Source organism: Stieleria magnilauensis (genome assembly GCA_007753675.1).
Lineage (GTDB): Bacteria > Planctomycetota > Planctomycetia > Pirellulales > Pirellulaceae > Stieleria > Stieleria magnilauensis.
The window spans coordinates 7,693,824-7,712,490 of sequence record CP036432.1 but is presented as its reverse complement, the minus strand read 5'-3'; the positions used below and the strand labels follow the sequence as shown (position 1 = coordinate 7,712,490).

Genomic DNA, 18,667 nt, shown 5'->3' with positions numbered 1-18,667 from the left:
GCGCATCCCCAATCGCTGCGAAGCAGCAAGACGGGGCGGCTCAAGCCTGCACACCAGCAACCGTTGGTGTCCAGCCTTCAGGCGACTCCCACTCGCTGCGGAGCAGCGAAACGGCACGGCTGAAGCCTGCACTCCAGCAACCGTTGGTGTCCAGCCTTCAGGCGCATCCCCACGCGCTGCGAAGCAGCAAGACGGGGCGGCTGAAGCCTGCACACCAGCGCAGGTTGGTGCCCAGCCTTCAGGCGCATCCCGCTGTTTCGCCTCTCACGGGGGCGACTTTCTCGGTGCTGCCAACTTATTGGTGACCTAAGCTTGCCCAGAGCAAGTGATTCTTGCCGCCCGCCTTTGTTTTCCCGGTCTCCATTTGTGCTTGCCGCGACGCCATGAAACTCTGCCACCACCCCTCTAAGCTGCGAATTCGCTCCTTCCAATCCGTCTTGATCGCGATCATCGCACTGTCATGTCGGGATTCCCTCGCCACCGAGGTGCTGGGATACACCGAACCGATCCGGACGATCGAAGTGGCATCGGACGAAACAGGGACCGTCGCCGAAGTGTTGGTCCGGCAAGGCCAGACCGTCGAGCAAGGCCAACCGTTGCTGCGGCTCAACAGCCAAGTCCACTTGGCCCAGTTGGAGGTCGCCAAACAGCAGATGAATGCCGAGGGACGGCTCGATGCGGCCCGGGCGGAAGTCGAATTGACCTCTCAACGGTTGGAAAAACTCCAATCGCTGCGTCAGTCAGGACACGCCCGCCAAGCCGAATTGCAACGCGCGGCCAAAGAATTCCAAGTCGCCCAAGCCAACCTTCGCAGCGTCGTCGAAGAAATGGAAACGCGTCGTTTGGAACACCAACGATTGCTCACGCAAATGAAGCGACGCGAGATTCAGGCTCCGGTCAGCGGAGTCGTCACTGAACTTCATAAAGAACCCGGTGAATTCGTCGCGCCCAATAAACCCGATGTCATCACGCTCGTCCAGCTGGACACGCTGCTAGCCAATTTTTCACTGCTCGGCCCCCAAGCCGAACAGCTGACCACCGGCCAAGAAATCGAACTTCAATTCACCGAATCGGGGCAATCCATCTCCGGCCGCGTCCACTACATCTCGCCGGTGACCGATGCCGAAAGCGGAACCGTTTTGGTTAAAATTGCGATCAGCAATCCGGACGGAACCCTCCGCAGCGGTGCCCGCTGCACGATCCAATTGAAGGATTGATTTCCCGTGTCGACCGAGATCCCCAACGCCGGATCAGGCCTCGCTGCACCCATCCTGGTGGGCGCCGTCACGCACGAATCGGTCCCGCGTGAGACGACGCCGACCCGCATTCACGCGACGCCGCGCGACGTCGCTGATCCGACCGTCGATCCGCCGGTCGTGTCTCCGTTTCAATCGGCCAACACACTCCAGGAAGCCGACCAGATCCTGCTGGAACGCCTCGACGAACTCTCCACCATCCTTGCGGTGGTGCGTTGTCAGCCGAACGCAAACGACAAGTCGCAGCAACTCCATCACTTGCGGATCGACCCGGCCGAACAAAGGTCCCCATCGCAACGGACGCAATTGATTTCGGTCTGTCACCAATCTGCTCTCAGCGGCCAGATTCATTCCCGCCGACAACTTGAGCCCGAACGAGTCATCCTGGCCGTGCCGATCGACACCGGGCGGCAACCGTCCGATGCCCTGTGCTTGATCGCAGCGTTGCCCGCGGACTTGCACGGTTTCACCCGAGCGGTCCACACATTGGCCCAACAGTTCGCCCTCTGGAACGTTCAACATCGCCTGGATCAACAGTCCGCCGTCGCGTCCCATGCCGCCGCCACGGTCGACCTGCTCACCCGGGCGTTGGATTCGAAAACTCGCAGCGAAGCCTGTCAGGTGATCGTCACCGAACTGGCCGATCACTGGAACCTTTGCCGTGCTGCGATCGGAATCGCGACATCGGGGGCGGGCAGTTGCCGATTGGTCGCACTCAGCGATTCGACTCGAATCGATACGACGACCGCCCAGACACGGTCCATCGAAAACGCCATGGACGAAGCGTTGATGCAGGGGTCCATCTCGATCGTCGAACCGACAACAACCCAACTGGACGCGTCGCGCAGCGTCGGCGAATTGGCGCGTCAACATGCCGCCAGCGTCTTGGCCGTGCCGCTCGTCGATGAATCCAGAGACACGTGCGCCGTGTTTCTGGCGATCTTGGATTCCGAATCGCCTGTCCAGCCGATGCGACAATTCTTCGAAGCGGCCGGTCCGTCACTCGGGGCGGTGTTGCACGCACACGATCAGCGTCGTTCAACCGATTTACTTCGTCGCAGCGTCCGAGCGGTCCGATCACGCGGTGGCGTGATTGCGTTGACGGTCATGATCGCATTGATCGCCGCAATGTTTGTTCCGCTCCGTCACCGCGAAAGCTGTGACGTGCGTGTCGAACCCCGCTTCAAACGTTTCGTGGCCGCGCCCTTCGAAGCGACACTCAAAGACTGTTTCGTCGCGCCCGGCGACCTTGTCCGACGTGGCGATCTGCTGGCGACGCTCGACGGCCGCGAATTGAGGTGGAAACGAGAGTCGCTGCAGGCCGACCATGACCAGGCGATCAAAAAACGAGACGCCGCCCAGGCCTCACGCGCCTACGCGGATCAGCGGATCGCCCAGTTGGAAATCGACGGGCTTCGATCCGAACTTCAATTGCTGGATCTCCGATTAAGCGAACTCGAACTGCGCAGCCCCGTCGACGGGATGGTCGTCGCCGGTGATCTAAAACGCGTCAAGGGTGCCCCACTGACCACCGGTCAATCTCTGTTTGAAATCGCGCCACTGCTGGAAATGATCGTCGAGGCGGCGGTGAAAGACGATCAGATCGCGTACGTCCGCAAGGACCAAACCGCCCAGTTGCGACTGAACGCCTATCCCGATCGCAACTGGGACACGACGATCGGAATCGTCAATCCACGCAGTGAAATTCGTGACGAAGAAAACGTGTTCATCGCGGAATGCAAACTTTCCAACGACGAACAACTGTTGCGTCCGGGAATGAAGGGCACGCTGAAGATCGCTTGTGGTCGTCGTGCACTCGGCTGGATTCTGTTTCACCGACCCATCGAAGCCCTCTCCCAATGGTTCTGGTGGTGAACGTCATGCGAGACAACCACCAGCATTTTGCCAGCGACCAAAGCACCACGTCCGTCGTCTTTCGACAAGATTTGCGTTTGACACCGTGTGACGATGCACGGCAACCGCACGTGATCGTCGAAGACCCCGTCGCGGGCTCGTTTTATCGGCTCGGCAGAATCGAATACGCGCTGGCCATTCGGCTGACCGCCTCACGCACGATCGCCCAAGCCTATCGCGAAGTCTGCGAACAGTATCCCGACCATCAATTGTCCGAAGAGGATGCGGCGGACCTGTGTCGGTGGCTGATCGACAACGAACTGGCGCACACCGAGTCCTCCAAATCCTCCGCTCGACTTCACCGCTCCACCGAAAAAGCGAAAACGAATCGAATCAAGCAGCACGCCAATCCGATCGCGATTCGTGTCCCACTGATTCATCCCGATCGCCTGATCGGACAGATGATGAAGTACGTCGGCTGGATCTTCGGGCTTCCGGCGACCGCCGCCGGCATCTTGCTGATCCTGCTGGGCGGCTGCCTGGCGATCCTGCACAGGAACGAGTTGACGCATTCCTCGGAATACTTGTTTTCGTCGTCGGCACTGACTCTGTTGCTGGCCGTCACAATCGTCTTGAAGATCTTCCACGAGTTTGCGCATGCGATCGTGTGCAAACGCTACGGGGGAGATGTCGGACAGATGGGCGTCCTGTTCATCTTGTTGGCGCCACTGGCTTACGTCGACGTCAGTTCGGTTTGGCGATTTCGTCGCCGCTGGCAACGCATTCACGTTGCGTCGGCCGGGATCTATGTGGAACTGCTCGTCGCCGCCACCGCCATGCTGATTTGGCAATCGGCCGATTCACCGCTGGTCAAACACGTTTGCATCAGCGTGATGTTGTCGGCCGGTGTAGCGACGTTGATCTTCAATGCCAATCCGCTGATGAAGTTCGATGGCTACTTTGTACTGACCGATTGGGTTCGGGCACCGAATCTGTACACAGACAGCCAAAACTACTTGGCCCGTCAGGCCCGGCGGTGGTTCTTCGGCGGTGAGTTGAAAGAACCGAATTGGCAAGATGGTTACCGGATCGCGGTTGCCGTCTACGCTTGGCTGGCACTGCTGTGGAAGTGTTTCGTTTGTTTCGGGCTGACGATTGCCGCGACGAAACTGTTCCATGGCCTGGGCACACTGTTGGCCGTCGTCGCCTGCATCGTTTGGATCGGTGGTCCCGCCTGGCGCGTGGCCAAGTTGTTCCGCCAGGCTCCCCGCAGCGGACGTCGCCGATTCACGTGCGTGGCGACCGGATCGGCGGCATTGCTGACGACGCTGTTGGCGGCAATCCCCTGGCCGGGCGCCGCCCCCGTCCCCGCGGTGGTCGAGTATTCACCGCACGAAGTGATTCGCGCCGAAGTGCCGGGTTTTGTGGACACGATCCATGTTGCCGCGGGGCAACGCGTATCCGAGGGCCAAAAACTGTTGACGCTTCGCAACCCCGACCTCGTCCTGGAGGCAGGGAAGCTGGAAACAAAAATCCAGCAATCGACTCTCCGCACCCGCCAACAAACGCTGCAAGGTCGGCACGCCGCCGCACAGGCCGAGGCAACCGAACTGCAGGCTCTGACAAAACAACACCTGGACGCGAAGGAACAACTCGATTCGCTGATCGTCCGTGCCCCCCGCAGCGGTGTCGTGGTCCGTCGCCGGTTGAATGAATTGGAAGGGACCTACGTCGCCCAAGGCGATGAATTGCTGGTGATCGGTGACGAATCCCAAAAGGAGTTGCGTGTGCTGATCTCGCAGGATCGGTTCGACCAGTTTCGTGACCAGGTGGGCGCACCGGTGCGTTATCGCGCCCGCGGACTCGCGACGAACACCTCGTCCTTGGCCAAGATCATTCCCCGCGCCAGAACGGGTGTGGATTATCCGTCCCTACTGGCCTCCAACGGGGGTCCTTTGCCGGTCAAACAAGTTGCCAACGATGCGTCGCAATCCGGCCCGGAGTTCGAATTGCTGGTGCCGCATTTCGAGGCCATTGTGCCGCTCAGCACGTCGCAAGGCGTTGATTTGTATAGCGGACAGCGGGCACAAGTTTCGATCGGATCACTCGACGAGACCGTGGGATCGCACCTGTGGAAACGGCTGGCCGAGTGGATGGAGTAGGTTCATGTTCGGACGCGTTCATCGGATCCTATCGAATCTAACGATAACGAGGGGCCCGTGTCGAAAATCCAATTTGTTCGCGGGGCCTGCCCTACCAACATCTCCTCTCACACCAACACATTGACTTACGGTTTGCTGCAGACTGGTTTTAGTTTGAGCACAGTACCTGCGAAGTTTTCTAGCCAACCCGAAGGGCGGATGAACGCGACGACTCCATCAACGTTAGCCGGTGCCGCGGCACCCATGACACGTGCTGCTTCGTTGAAGTCGAAGGAGGCCGAGGCGACAAAGTCTGGTCGTGTCATGATCGCCGATGACGAACCGATCAACATCAAGTTGATTCAGAAGTATCTGCGCAGCTCGGGGTACCATGATTTTGTCACCACCAGCGAGTCTCGCGAGGTGGTCGATTTGGTGCGTTCGACCCGTCCGGACATTCTGGTGTTAGACGTGGTGATGCCGCACGTCACGGGCCTGGAAATCCTGGAGACGATTCGCAACACGCCCGACCAGTCGCATTTGCCGGTTCTGATCGTGACGGCGTCGACGGACGAACAGACTAAGATCGATGCACTCGAATTGGGCGCCACCGACTTCTTGCACAAACCGGTCAAGCCCACCGAACTGCTGCCCCGGGTCCGCAACTCGTTGGTGCTGAAGGCGCACCACGACCAGATGGCCGCCTATTCCAAACGACTCGAAGCCGAAGTCGCCCAGCGGACCGCCGATCTGGCCCAATCGCGTGAAGAGGTCATCCACGTGCTGGCCTGTGCCGCGGAATACCGCGACCAGGAAACCGGCAACCACGTCATTCGGGTCGGCCGATTCGCAGGAATCATCGCCCGAGAACTGGGTTGCTCAGAATCCGATTCCGAGCTGATCGAACACGCCGCCATCCTTCATGATGCCGGCAAGATCGGGATCGCCGATTCGATTCTGTTGAAACCGGACAAGCTTTCCCAGGACGAGTTCGCGATGATGAAGCGTCACTGTGAGTTCGGAGAAAAAATTCTCAAAGCCCAACCGAGCGACGAAAGCGAACCGTTTCTTCTCCATTCCCGTCGTCCCGTGACGCGGTCGCCCGTGTTGCGGATGGCATCGGTGATCGCCAAAACACACCACGAACGCTGGGACGGAACGGGCTACCCGGAACAACTCGCCGGCGAGGAAATTCCGATCGTCGGCCGGATCACCGCCGTCGCCGATGTCTTCGATGCCCTCAGCAGTAAACGCTGTTACAAAGACGCCTTGCCGCTGGATCAATGCATCGAAATCATGCGCAAAGAACGCGGCAAACATTTTGACCCCAAGGTCTTGGACGCGTTCCTGTCACGACTGGACGAAGTGACACAGATCGTCGTCAGTTTGGCCGACCAGTGATCTAGGCGTATCCCGCCGCGGAGAGCGACTGAAAAACGATCAACGCCGCGACGTAGGCCAAGACGGTCATGTAGATGAATTGAAAGACCGCCCATCTCCAGCTTCCGGTCTCACGCTTGGTCACCACCTGTGTCGGCAAACACTGCATCGCCAACACAAAGAACACCAACAAACTCAACCCGGTGGCCGTTGAAAACACCAGCGTGCCGTCAGGACGTCGTTGCCGCCGCAGCGTCTCGACCAAACCGGCCGGTTCCTCCGCGGCGTCTTCGCCCAAACCGTACACGATCGAAAGCGTTGACACCAAGACCTCACGCGCCGCGAACGAGGTGATGATCCCGACATCGATCTTCCAATCGAACCCGAGCGGCGCAAAAATGGGTTCGACCATCCGGCCGCAACGCCCCGCAAAGGAATACTCCAGCGCCGCCTGAGCCTGTTCTCTGTCTGACGCGAACGTCCGGTCATCGGGCAGCTTCGGATACGTTGCCAAGGCCCACAGGACCACCGAGATCAACAGGATTGTCGTCCCCGCGCCACGCAAGAAGACCGTCGCCCGTTCCACCGTCGTGAACCAGGCATTGCGAAAGCTGGGCATCCGATAATTAGGCAACTCCAGCACCAGCGGCGCCGCTTCGCCCGGTACCACCGTTTTCTTCAACAAAAACGCCGTGGAAAACGCGGCCAGCAGCCCCAACAAATAGGCACCGGCAAACATCAGCGATGCTTTCCAGGGGCTATCGCCAAACAGCAACGCCGCGACCATCACGTAGACCGGCAAACGCGCCGAACACGTCAGCAACGGCAACACCAGAATCGTCACCAACCGGTCTCGCCATGTCTCGATCGTGCGGGCGGCCATGATCCCCGGAATCGCACACGCGTGCGCCGAGAGCATCGGCACAAACGCTTTGCCGGGCAGCCCCACACGACGCATCAACCGCTCCATCACAAACGCCCCACGGGCCATGTACCCGGAATCTTCCAACAGCGTGATGAAAAAGAACAGGATGCAGATCTGTGGCAAAAACACCACGACACCCGCGATACCACCCACCACTCCGTCGATCGCCAACGAGCGAAAATCCTCCAGCGGCAAACTGCCGATCACCAACGACGTCAACACCGCGACCGACGCCGACCAACGGGTCCATTTCGTTTCGTTCAACCAGTACGCGACCGCAAACACCGACAACGAAATCGCGGTCGCCAGCGGCAGCCAAATGGCCGTGGACAGCGGACGGGTCGGCAACAGATTGTCGATCACCCGACCGGCCCAACCGAATCCGTCTTCGATCGCCGACATCGGCAGATCCGCCAACGAAAAAATCAAAAAGAACACCGACAGCATCACGCCCAACAGCGTCACCAATCCGACCCCTTGCGAGGTCAGCAATCGGTCGAGCCACTCCAGTTTGACGCCCTTGCCAGGGGTCTGGCGGACCGACGCGCCCGCCACGCCGTCGGCCCATTCAAAACGCGCCGCGAACGGACACCCGCCGCAACCGGCGACACAGGGTTCGCGTGCGATCGGCAGCAGCGGGTTGGCCTGCTTGGTCATCTCGTAAATCGCTTCACGCAACTCGCCCAGCCCACGCGCTTTGCGGGCGCTGACCGGAATCACCGGACAGCCCAATTTTTCGCTCAATTCGTCGAACCGGATCTCGGTTCCCGACGACTCGGCCGCGTCGATCAAATTGACTGCGACAATCGTCGGCAGATTGCGATCGAGAATCTCGCCGGCCAACACCAACGTGCGGGCGATGTTCGTCGCGTCGACGACCACCACGACCGCGTCGGGCAGACGACTAAGCTCGCCCCGGAATTCTCCCCGAATGCTTCGCGCGGCGACCTCTTCTTCCGGACTCGCCGTTTCCATGCTGTACAAGCCCGGCAGGTCCACCAGTTCAATTTCGCTGGTCGCCTGGCAGCGTGCATCCTGGTCCACCGCCGCGACGTGAATCATCGCCTTGCGCAGGTCGACCGTGATGCCGGGGTAATTCGCCGTTTTGGCCCGCATCCCCGCCAGCGCATTGAACAACGACGTCTTGCCGACGTTAGGATTGCCGACCAGCAGCACCACCGGTTTCGTAGCCGTAGCGTCCGACCCGGGCATCGAACGAACCGTCGGAAGACTCAAGGGGCGGACTCTGGCTTAGAGGGCCGAAGCCGGGAGAGAAACCGGCGCGGACTCGGGATTCAAAGGCGAAACAGACGCTGGATCGACCAAGACCAACTTGGCCAGCTGACGCGAGAGGCCGACACGTGACGTCCCGATCTTCAAAATCATCGGATCGCCTCGCCCCACCAGTTCGATCGTTCGGCCCTGGCAAACGCCCAAACGCTTCAGCCGCACCGCGTCCTGGCCTGCGGCGTGAACATCCTTACAAACGTATTGACCGGGTTGGATGTCAGCGAGGGTGGTCGAGTAAATCTGATCCGGGGGAACCTGGACGATTGCCATCGAGTTGAACCATCCGATCGTGGGCGGGCGGGAGCCGCAAGGCAGGCTGCGGCCGGAAATGAGAATCAATCTCAATAGGATGGCAGGCGGCACCCGAACTGTCAAGCGTTCCAGCTTGTCGCACCTCGTTAGTCAACCTCGCCGGACGCGCTGTTGTCCACGCATCTGCAGCCACCCTCCCGCACAGAGGTTGTGCCGTTTTTAAAGTCACCCTCCTGGCAGCATAGGTATCTACACATCTTTTGTATGTCAGATCTGTTCTGAGTGGATGGTTTCGGCGAACGGCCGTTCACATCCATAGCCTTGGGCATCGCCCAAGGTCCGCAAACGAGAACGAGAGGGATTGGCCAACGGCCATCAACGAATGCCTCGTCAAACGCGAAGGTTGTGCATGGCCGTTGGCCAATTTAAACCTCATTGCGATGAGGTTCCTGGGGCGGCGCAACCCTCGCAAATGCTCGGTTTGCTTGCCCCAGGCTATGGATATGCATGCCCTTTGGGCAAAAAGTGACTTATGTAGATACCAATGCCCTGGCAGGAGGGTCGAGCGAAGCGAGGTCGAACGGTCCATCGCGGGGTTCACTTCGACGCCCCGCCCGTCTACGCCCCGGCGGCCAGTCCAGGGGGGGAGGGCCGATCGGGAAGCGTTTTTTCGACCACCGCGGCGCCGACGCTGTCTCCCAACACGTTGACGGTGGTGCGAAAGCGATCGAGCAACCAGTCGACCGACAGAATCAGCCCCATGTATTCCAGCGGCAACCCGACGGCGTTGAGCACGATGAGCATCGTGACCAGCCCGGCTTCGGGAATCCCCGCCGCTCCGATCGCGGCCAACGTGGCGGTCACCGCCACGATCACCTGTTCCCAGAACCCGAGATCGATTCCCGGCACCGCTTGGGCGATGAAGATGGCGGCGGCGGCTTCGTAAAGTGCGGTCCCGTCCATGTTGATCGTCGCGCCCAAGGGAATAACAAACTCGGTTGAACGTTTGGAGATCCCGGCTTCCTCGGCGCATTCGAGTGTCACCGGCAACGTCGCCGAAGAACTGGCCGTCGAAAACGCGGTCAACAGGGCTTTGGACATCGCCAGAATAAACCGATACGGGTTTTCCCGTCGGACCAGATAAAAAATCGCCGGCAACGTGATCAGGGCGTGGAATGCCAGGCCTCCCACGACCGTCCCGAAGTACCAGCCGATTTGGGAGAGCTCTTCGAGAAACTTGCCTTCCGCCTGAGCCTCACCGAAACGCGCCGCGACCAGACAAAAAATACCCAAGGGGGCAAAATTCATCAGCAGCATCACGAATTGCATCAGCGCCTTGTTTGCTTGTGTGATCAGTCGGGTGATGCTGCTGACGTCCTCGTGCATCGTCGTCAGCATGCCCGCAAAAACGATCGCGAACACGATGATCGGCAACAACTGTGTTTGGGCGGCCGAAACAAACAGGTTGTCCGTCACCAACATCAGCACCAGGTTCTTGAAGATCGTGCCGATGTTCGGCTGCACGCTCTCGCCTTGCGGCAAACCCTCCAACACGCCTCCGACTTCGACCTTGCTCAGCCCCGTCGTCTGGGCGAGCGCATCGACGATCTTGGATTTCGGCGAACCCTGCCCCTCGGTGTTCATCGCCTGGACCGCCGCCTGGTCAACCGTGCCGACGCCCGGCTGCACGATGTTGACGACCACCAGCCCCACCACGACCGCCAAGATGGTGGTGACGAGATAGAACCCGATCGCCGCAGCACCGGGGCGTCCGAGTTTTCGAACATCGCCCATGCCCAACACGCCGCACATCACCGAGGTCAACACCAGCGGCACGACGATCATCTTCAACATTCGCAAAAAGACTTCACCGCCGATTTCCAGAGACGCCGCCAGGTGTGGGCTGATCAGCGCCAGTGCGATGGCAGCGACGATCGAAAAGAAAATCGCATAAGCCAGCCAATTCCCGTGCGGTTGATCGTCGGAAGCCGGAGTGGAATCAGGATTGGCGTCAGACATGAGTGGGCCGAAAGTTGCGAGGTGACGAAACGACGAACGCTGAAAACGATGAACCGGACGAAAAGGGCGCGGGGAGCAGGCGAGAGGTTTGATCGATCATCCCCGAAAACACGCCCTGCCAACATACCAAACTTCAGTGCGATCGTCTGTCGATCCAACGGGTCCGGGTTGATTGTTAGACTATGATCTTCTCTGTCCCACCTGCTTCCCCAGCTTCACCGATCCGATTCCTTCATGAAACTCTCTCGACGCCAATTTGGTGCGATCGCCGCCTCGTCCGCGATCGCTGTCAACCACGCCGCAATCGATGCCGCGGAAACCGGGCCGCTGGAAACATTCGTTCCGTGCCGAGCGATCACCCGTGGCCCCAAGAACCATTGGTTCGGCTACTACGACAAACGCGAGTTTGATCCGACCAACACGCTCGTGCTTTCCAACGAAGTTTCCTTCGAAGGCCGTTCGCCGACCGCGGACGACAGCATTGCCGTGGGTTACGCGGACACCGGCAATGGCGATCGCTGGCACCCCATCGGAACCAGCAAGGCCTGGGGATGGCAGCAGGGCTGCATGCTGCAATGGTTGGGCGACGATGGCAAACGGATCTTGTGGAACGACCGTCAAGGCGACTCGTTCGTTTGCCGCATCTATTCGACCGACACCCAAACGACACGCACGATCAACAAACCGATTTACACCGTGTCGCCGGACGGCAGCTTTGGTTTGTCGGCTGACTTTCGACGCATCGACAATCTGCGTCCCGGTTACGGATACGACGGATTGGCCGATCCCAATGTTGCCGTGCGTGCGCCGGCTGATTCGGGGATCTGGCGGGTGGACCTGGAAACCGGGCAAGAGGAACTGATCCTGTCGTTGGCCGATGTCGCGGCGATGCCTTGGCCCGACGGCGACAACCATGCCCAAGCGTGGCACTACTTCAACCATCTGTTGATCAGCCCGGACGCGCAACGCTTCATCGTCTTGCATCGCTATCGCCCCGAGTTTGATCCCAAGACGTTGCAGTTCAAAGGCGGGTTTGTCACACGCATGCTGACCGCGGCGATCGACGGCACGGACCGATACGTGCTCGATCCGTCCGGTTACACTTCGCACTTCATCTGGAAAGGCAGCGATGCGGTCACGATGTGGACCAAACCGGCCGGACAAAAAGCAGGGTTCTACGAATTCGTCGACCAAACCGATCACGTTCGCCCGGTCGGCCATGACAAGATGCCGACCAACGGACACAACACCTATCTGCCGGCCCCCTATCAAGACTGGATCCTCAACGACACCTATCCCGACCGCAAGACGCGGCGACAAACGGTCTATCTGTATCACGTCCCCAGCGGGCGACGGTTTGACCTCGGCCACTTCCCCTCGCCACCGGCGTACACCGGCGAATGGCGCTGTGACACGCATCCCCGCAGCAGCAACGACGGAACCCAAGTCGCCATCGACAGCCCACACGATGGAGGCCGCCAGGTCTATCTGCTGGACATCGCCGAGGTGCTGAAACAGGCATAATTTGCAGTACGATGGCTAAACACCAACCCGCGCTGGTGTGCAGGCTTTAGCCGCCCACACTCGCTGCGGAGCAGCGAAAAGAATCGCCTAAAGGCTAAACACCAACCTGCGCTGGTGTGCAGGCTTTAGCCGCCCACACTCGCTGCGGAGCAGCGAAACGGAATCGCCTAAAGGCTGGACACCAACGGTTGCTGGTGTGCAGGCTTTAGCCGCCCAGGTTCGCTGCTCCGCAGCGAGTGGGGATGCGCCTAAAGGCTGGACACCAACGGTTGCTGGTGTGCAGGCTTTAGCCGCCCATTTCGCTGCTCCGCAGCGAGTGGGGATGCGCCTAACCCGGATATTGCATCCGCTTATTCGACTGCCCCTATAGCGCGAAAGCCTTAGTTCGTGTATCTATTGGAGTTACGACACTTCATAGACCACAAAACCAAGGCTTTCGGCAATGACAAAGCGTAAACGAAATCGTCCCGCATTGAAACGCCTCAGAAGGCAGGCCGTTGAGGTAGATTTCGACGGCGGATCGCTCACTTCCGATGGGGGCCTCGTCCTGCTTCGCGAAGTCGACAAAAAGCTCAATTTGATCAAGCGGATCGACCAAGCGATTCACGACCCGCGTGATCCGATTCACACCGTTCATTCTCAAGCGGAAATCCTTATCAGTCGAATCTTTGCGATCGCGGCCGGATACGAAGACGCAAACGATCAACAGCAGCTTCGCGATGATGCCGCCTTTCAAGTCGCCGCCGGACGGCCCCCTCGAATCAATGACAGGTCGGATGACGATTGGGATCCCACTCTGGCGAGCCCCTCGACTCATTCCCGATTTGAAAACCGAATCACCAAAAAAGAACTCTTCGAACTCAGCAAGATCCTCGTCGACATTTTTCTTGACAGCTTCGACACCCCGCCTGATGAAATCACACTCGATCTAGACGCAACGGACGACAAGGTACACGGCGATCAAGATAAAAAGGCTTTCAATGCCTACTACGACAGCTATTGCTTCCAACCTCTGTACGTGTTTTGCGGCGACCAACTTCTCGTCTCGTATCTTCGTCCAGCCAACCTCGGTGATGGCCATCACGCACGCGGAATCACAAAATTGCTTGTTGCAAGGATCCGCCAACGATGGCCTCGGGTCAAAATCACCCTTCGTGGTGACGGAGGTTTTGCGATCGAACGCCTCATGCGCTGGTGCGACAAAAACGATGTCCACTACGTCTTTGGTTTGCCCAAGAATAAGGTTTTGGTCAAGCAAATTGCCTGCGAAATGACTCGCGCAAGAGTCGAGAGATTCCACCGTGGTGGCAAACAAGCCTTTTACAAGTGGTTTCGCTATCGCACCGGCAGGACGTGGGACCGCCATCGCTGGGTGGTCGGCAAAGCAGAGTATACCGCCAAAGGCCCCAATCCTCGCTTCGTCGTAACAAACTGTTTCTCAAGTGACGACATTGTCGACACGACCTACCATCGACCGATGGTCGATGGCAAAAGGCAGCCGCTACAAGTTAAGACTCCAGGGACATGGTGCTCTGTCGCTTATGACCCGGAGAAGTTTTATCGAGAGCACTACTGCATGCGTGGCGAGATGGAGAATCGGATCAAAGAGCAACAGCTTTGTCTGTTCGCTGATCGCACCAGTTGCACCCGTTTTATTGCCAATCAGTTCCGCGTGATGCTTTCATCATTTGCTTACGTTCTACTCGATGGGTTGCGTCGCCTGGGCCTGAGTGGAACGAAACAGAGTCGTCTACGTGTGGACACGATTCGATTGCGACTGTTGAAAATAGCAGCCCGAGTTCGAGTGACTTGTCGTCGGGTGGTATTTCATCTTTGCAGCCATTGCCCCTGGGAACCGCTGTTCAATCAGGTGCTGGCACGTCTGTGCCGTAGCGATTAGCCACTCCCATCGCATCGTGTGGCACCGCGCAGCGACTTCCGGTCGTCTGGGGGTAGGGGGCCCTCTGCCCGCAGCGAATCGATTGCAGCAAAAACCGGCTATCGTGGACAGCCTCGCCGTAACTCAGTCTAAAATCAGAGTCAACCAGTCAGCGGATGCAATATCCGGGCTAAAGGCTAAACACCAACCCGCGCTGGTGTGCAGGCTTTAGCCGCCCACACTCGCTGCGGAGCAGCGAAACGGAATCGCCTAAAGGCTAAACACCAACCCGCGCTGGTGTGCAGGCTTTAGCCGCCCACACTCGCTGCGGAGCAGCGAAACAGAATCGCCTAAAGGCTAAACACCAACCTGCGCTGGTGTGCAGGCTTTAGCCGCCCACGCTCGCTGCGGAGCAGCGAAACGGAATCGCCTAAAGGCTAAACACCAACCCGCGCTGGTGTGCAGGCTTTAGCCGCCCACGCTCGCTGCGGAGCAGCGAAAAGAATCGCCTAAAGGCTAAACACCAACCTGCGCGAAATTAAACATCGACTATCAATCCTCCTTTGACTCCCACTTGGTGACTCGTCATGAACCAAACCCTTCGAGCCTTCGTTGCTCTACTTGCGTGTTCGATCGTGCTGACCACCAACGGCCGTGCCGCCGATCGACCGAACATTGTGATCATGTTGGCCGACGACATGGGGTTCGGCGAGCTGCAGTGTCTCAATCCCCGACGTGGCAAAATCCCGACGCCGCAATTGGATGCGATCGCCGCCGGCGGCATGGTCTTTACCGACGCCCACAGCGGTTCATCGGTTTGCACACCGACCCGCTACGGTCTGTTGACGGGGCGCTACGCGTGGCGAACGCGCCTGCAAAGCGGTGTGCTGACCGGCGGTCCGTCCTTGATCGACACCAACCGGCTGACCTTGGCCAAACTGCTGTCGTCTCAGGGGTATCACACCGCCGTCATCGGCAAGTGGCACCTCGGCATGCTGTTCGATGGACAACACATTGCCAAAGCGGTCCCGGTCGGCGCCAAGGTCACTCACGGCCCGATCGACCGCGGCGGATTTGATGAGTTCCATGGCTTTCATCACGCCCGACAAATCGAAACCTGGATCGACAACGACGTCGTCACCGAAACGATCGAGCCGATCGAGATGCTGCCGCGACTGACGAAAACGGCCGTCGAATACATCGAATCGCGCAAAGACCAATCGGAACCGTTTTTCCTGTACGTGCCCTGGAGTTCGCCGCACAGCCCGGTCATTCCGACCAAACAGTGGCAAGGCAAGAGCGGGCTCAATGCACACGCGGACTTCGTCATGCAAACCGACGACAGCTTCGGCAAAGTCGTTGACGCGCTCCGTGACAACGGCCTGTTGGACAACACGTTGATCTTGTGTAGCAGCGACAACGGAACCTCGGGACCGACATCGAAGATCGGTCAGCTTCAAGAAATGGGACACTTTCCCAGCGGCGATCTGCGTGGATCCAAAGCAGACATTTGGGACGGCGGCCACCGCGTCCCGTTCCTGGTTTCCTGGCCGGGCGTGGTGCAGTCGGGTTCCCGATCGAGCGGGCTGGTCTGCTTGACCGACGTCACACGCACGGTCGCGGACATCTTGGATTTGGAACTGCCCGACAACGCCGCCGAAGACAGCATCAGCTTTTTGCCGTTATTGAAAGGAGAAACCGAACACGATCGACAGGACGTCATCCATCACAGCGTCAGCGGCTACTTTGCGATTCGCCAACACAACTGGAAACTCTCGCTGTGCCCGGATTCCGGAGGATGGACGGGCGCCCGACCGTCCAAAAAGTCCTGGGAAAAATACGAGAAAGAAGGATTGCCGATGGTGCAGTTGATCGACATGGACGGGGACTTGGGCGAGCAGACGAATCTGGCGAGAGACCATCAAGGCAAGGTGGAGGAACTTCGAGAGTTGCTGGAAGAACAGGTCAAACGCGGCCGCAGCACTCCCGGATTGCCGCAAACCAACGACGCCGAGATCGTGATCAACAAGCGGCCGGGCAAGTGAAAGCAAAGAAGGGAAGGAACCCCAGCGGGCAACGCTGTGAAGCATTTTTCCCCTGTGTTTGACGAGGTGTTAGCGGCAGGGCGCAAGCCCTCCGGTCCCTCATCGTTCCCGAAACACCGGAGGGCTCGCGGCCTGTCGATTTAGTTCCTGGGGACGGTTGATTCGATTTTGGTTCCGGACGAGGCTTTTATGGTGCTATGCGGGGCATCCAGAGTCGTTGGTAAGCGTGTTGACGGGATCGTGGCGTTCGCTTGTGGCGGATTTCGTTCGAAATGCCCCCTATCTCCCCTAGTTTGCTGTTCCGAGCGATTGTGTCGCCGCGGCGGCGCGCAGCTTCGCCAAGTAACTCATGATTTTCTTCAGATTGAATCCGGTCGCCGCCCAGCGCCATTCTTGATTCACACCTGCGATACCTCGAAGCAGGAATCGCCGCATATCAAGCGTGCTCTTGATCACGGCGAAAGGCGTTTCACCGAAATGCTGACGACGAGAGTAAGCCTCTTTGGCTGCAGGCGTTTCCATTCGCGCACGCTGCCGACGTCGCGCTCCTTCATGCTCATCATGCATCGTCTCGCGACCACGTGGCGGGCCAGGCTTGCGACCACGTCGCTTGCCCGCTCGCTTGTCCGACGAGGTCGCTTCGCTGGACTCCTGGGACGATGCCTCGCTGCTGCTTGCCTCGTCTTTTGGCTTCACGTTCTTGCGACAACGCCCAGCCAGCGTGCAGCCCTCGCATTCAAAACAGGTGTAAACCTTTCGCTGCACCGGAGAGCCGTCGCCATGCGTCGTGTTCTCGGTCGTCCGATGTGAAAGCACTTTGCCTGCCGGGCAGTAATAGCAGTCGTTCGCTTCGTCGTACACAAACGCTGCTTTGTCAAATCGTTTGGTTTGTGGATTAACCGGCAACTGATCAATCTGATCGGCGGCAACGGGCTCAGTCAAATCCGAACGCTCGGCAGGGTTGTTCTCGCGATTGGTTTCGGCAAGCGGGCCAATCAGTTCGATCTGTTTTTCCTCAGCCGCAGTGAGGTTTTTGCCCGTCGTGTAAGCCGAGTCAGCCATGACTCGCTTAATGTCAATTCCAAAGTCGTTGGCCACACAGTCGACGATGGTGGCAAATTCGTGGTGTTCGACGTTGCCGATCAAGACGTCCGCCGCAACGATCAGGCCGCTCTGCGTTTCGGTCGTCGCCATCGGAGTAAAGTTGGCTGCGTAACCACCCTCCTTATTGGGAAGAATGCGACTGTCCGTGTCAGTCTTGGGTAACTGGGCGGGGCCCTTCGTCCCATTTTTCCTGCGGACTTCGTCCATCGCATTGACCGTCTCCAGATGAGCGGCCAGTTGTGAGCGGCGTGACTTCAAGTTGGCGACGGCGGCGGGGAGGCGGTCCGCCGAAACGTCCTGGCCGATGAGATCTTCGTCGCATGCGTCGTTGACTTCGAAGGTTTCCAGGGCCTCATCAATTTGCGCGTCAAGTTCTTCGAGTGCTTTGGCTAATCGTTTGGCCGTCCAAGTCTTGTATTTGTTGGCGTCAGCCAGGATGCGTGTGCCGTCGATGCACAGTTCCGAGAGATTGGCGATCCCCAGGTTGATCGCCAGCTTGACCATTTGTTTGAAGATGCCTTTGACTGCATCACTATTGTTTCGGCGGAAGTCGCTGATCGTGCTGTGATCGATGCGGCGACCGCTGCTAAGCCAGATAAAATCGATCGAATGCTTGAGTTCGTATTCAATGTTCCGGCTGGATCGGATTCGCCGAATCATGGCAAACAGCAGGATCTTTGCCATTACGCTGGGATGGATCGGCGGCTGACCGAATCCGCCGTTGTAGGCCGCCTCCCAATCAGTCCAGTCCATCTGATCGAGAATCTCGTCGACCAAGCGAACGGGATGATCCTGAGGGATGAGTTCCTCCAGGGCGGTGGGAATGAGGACCAGTTGCCCGCGTGGTGTAGGAGCTTCCTGCCAATAGCTGGTCTTGGGTTGTCTCTGGCTCACTGGGCAAGCCTCCCTGCGTGAGAAGTGAATCGCGACGACGATCCGCCAAGAATAGCAAACATCGTGACGATGCCTACTAAGCCACCTCCCCTCGTTTTGTGGAT

Annotated in this window: 11 protein-coding genes; 7 read left to right on the top strand and 4 right to left on the bottom strand. The window is 58.7% G+C overall.

What is annotated here, in order from left to right:
• The first annotated feature begins 383 nt into the window (after positions 1 to 383).
• The 4 genes from TBK1r_RS27410 (at position 384) to TBK1r_RS27395 (ending at position 6,652) form a co-directional block, all read left to right on the top strand.
• Positions 384 to 1,217, top strand: coding sequence for an efflux RND transporter periplasmic adaptor subunit (locus TBK1r_RS27410; protein WP_145218079.1), 834 nt, complete (start codon positions 384 to 386; stop codon positions 1,215 to 1,217).
• A 6-nt stretch (positions 1,218 to 1,223) separates the two neighbouring features.
• Positions 1,224 to 3,131 carry an efflux RND transporter periplasmic adaptor subunit gene (locus TBK1r_RS27405; protein WP_145218078.1) on the top strand — a complete coding sequence of 636 codons (1,908 nt, stop codon included), beginning with the start codon at positions 1,224 to 1,226 and terminating at the stop codon, positions 3,129 to 3,131.
• A 5-nt stretch (positions 3,132 to 3,136) separates the two neighbouring features.
• Positions 3,137 to 5,272, top strand: coding sequence for an HlyD family efflux transporter periplasmic adaptor subunit (locus TBK1r_RS27400; RefSeq protein ID WP_419580456.1), 2,136 nt, complete (start codon positions 3,137 to 3,139; stop codon positions 5,270 to 5,272).
• Positions 5,273 to 5,470: 198 nt separating this feature from the next.
• A complete protein-coding gene (locus TBK1r_RS27395; RefSeq protein ID WP_145218074.1) occupies positions 5,471 to 6,652 on the top strand; it encodes an HD domain-containing phosphohydrolase in 1,182 nt (393 codons plus the stop codon).
• Position 6,653: 1 nt separating this feature from the next.
• Here TBK1r_RS27395 and feoB read toward each other — a convergent pair whose 3' ends face one another.
• The 3 genes from feoB to TBK1r_RS27380 form a co-directional block, all read right to left on the bottom strand.
• Positions 6,654 to 8,792, bottom strand: a complete 2,139-nt coding sequence (feoB, locus tag TBK1r_RS27390) for a ferrous iron transporter B (RefSeq protein WP_145218072.1) — start codon at positions 8,790 to 8,792, stop codon at positions 6,654 to 6,656.
• A gap of 15 nt (positions 8,793 to 8,807) precedes the next feature.
• The gene (locus TBK1r_RS27385) at positions 8,808 to 9,116 is read right to left on the bottom strand and encodes a FeoA family protein (RefSeq protein WP_145218070.1); all 309 of its coding nucleotides are present in this window, start codon (positions 9,114 to 9,116) and stop codon (positions 8,808 to 8,810) included.
• A gap of 600 nt (positions 9,117 to 9,716) precedes the next feature.
• Positions 9,717 to 11,117: a dicarboxylate/amino acid:cation symporter gene (locus tag TBK1r_RS27380; RefSeq protein WP_145218068.1), complete on the bottom strand. Its 1,401-nt coding sequence runs from the start codon at positions 11,115 to 11,117 to the stop codon at positions 9,717 to 9,719.
• A 234-nt stretch (positions 11,118 to 11,351) separates the two neighbouring features.
• On the opposite strand from TBK1r_RS27380, the gene TBK1r_RS27375 reads away from it, so the two are divergent.
• The 3 genes from TBK1r_RS27375 (at position 11,352) to TBK1r_RS27365 (ending at position 16,565) form a co-directional block, all read left to right on the top strand.
• Positions 11,352 to 12,641: a hypothetical protein gene (locus TBK1r_RS27375; RefSeq protein WP_145218066.1), complete on the top strand. Its 1,290-nt coding sequence runs from the start codon at positions 11,352 to 11,354 to the stop codon at positions 12,639 to 12,641.
• A 442-nt stretch (positions 12,642 to 13,083) separates the two neighbouring features.
• Positions 13,084 to 14,541, top strand: coding sequence for an IS1380 family transposase (locus TBK1r_RS27370; RefSeq protein ID WP_145208447.1), 1,458 nt, complete (start codon positions 13,084 to 13,086; stop codon positions 14,539 to 14,541).
• A gap of 566 nt (positions 14,542 to 15,107) precedes the next feature.
• Complete coding sequence (locus TBK1r_RS27365) at positions 15,108 to 16,565, top strand: sulfatase family protein (protein WP_145218065.1); 1,458 nt, start codon at positions 15,108 to 15,110, stop codon at positions 16,563 to 16,565.
• Positions 16,566 to 16,853: 288 nt separating this feature from the next.
• On the opposite strand, the gene TBK1r_RS27360 is transcribed toward TBK1r_RS27365, so the two are convergent.
• The gene (locus TBK1r_RS27360) at positions 16,854 to 18,563 is read right to left on the bottom strand and encodes an IS1182 family transposase (RefSeq protein WP_419580133.1); all 1,710 of its coding nucleotides are present in this window, start codon (positions 18,561 to 18,563) and stop codon (positions 16,854 to 16,856) included.
• Positions 18,564 to 18,667: the final 104 nt, after the last annotated feature.

What these genes read in the sequence shown, in the direction of transcription:
- TBK1r_RS27410 (WP_145218079.1), top strand. Translation starts at nt 384, where the DNA reads ATGAAACTCTGCCACCACCCCTCTAAGCTGCGAATTCGCTCCTTCCAA.
- TBK1r_RS27400 (WP_419580456.1), top strand. Translation starts at nt 3,137, where the DNA reads ATGCGAGACAACCACCAGCATTTTGCCAGCGACCAAAGCACCACGTCC.
- TBK1r_RS27395 (WP_145218074.1), top strand. Translation starts at nt 5,471, where the DNA reads ATGAACGCGACGACTCCATCAACGTTAGCCGGTGCCGCGGCACCCATG.
- TBK1r_RS27385 (WP_145218070.1), bottom strand. Translation starts at nt 9,116, where the DNA reads ATGGCAATCGTCCAGGTTCCCCCGGATCAGATTTACTCGACCACCCTC.
- TBK1r_RS27380 (WP_145218068.1), bottom strand. Translation starts at nt 11,117, where the DNA reads ATGTCTGACGCCAATCCTGATTCCACTCCGGCTTCCGACGATCAACCG.
- TBK1r_RS27375 (WP_145218066.1), top strand. Translation starts at nt 11,352, where the DNA reads ATGAAACTCTCTCGACGCCAATTTGGTGCGATCGCCGCCTCGTCCGCG.
- TBK1r_RS27370 (WP_145208447.1), top strand. Translation starts at nt 13,084, where the DNA reads ATGACAAAGCGTAAACGAAATCGTCCCGCATTGAAACGCCTCAGAAGG.
- TBK1r_RS27365 (WP_145218065.1), top strand. Translation starts at nt 15,108, where the DNA reads ATGAACCAAACCCTTCGAGCCTTCGTTGCTCTACTTGCGTGTTCGATC.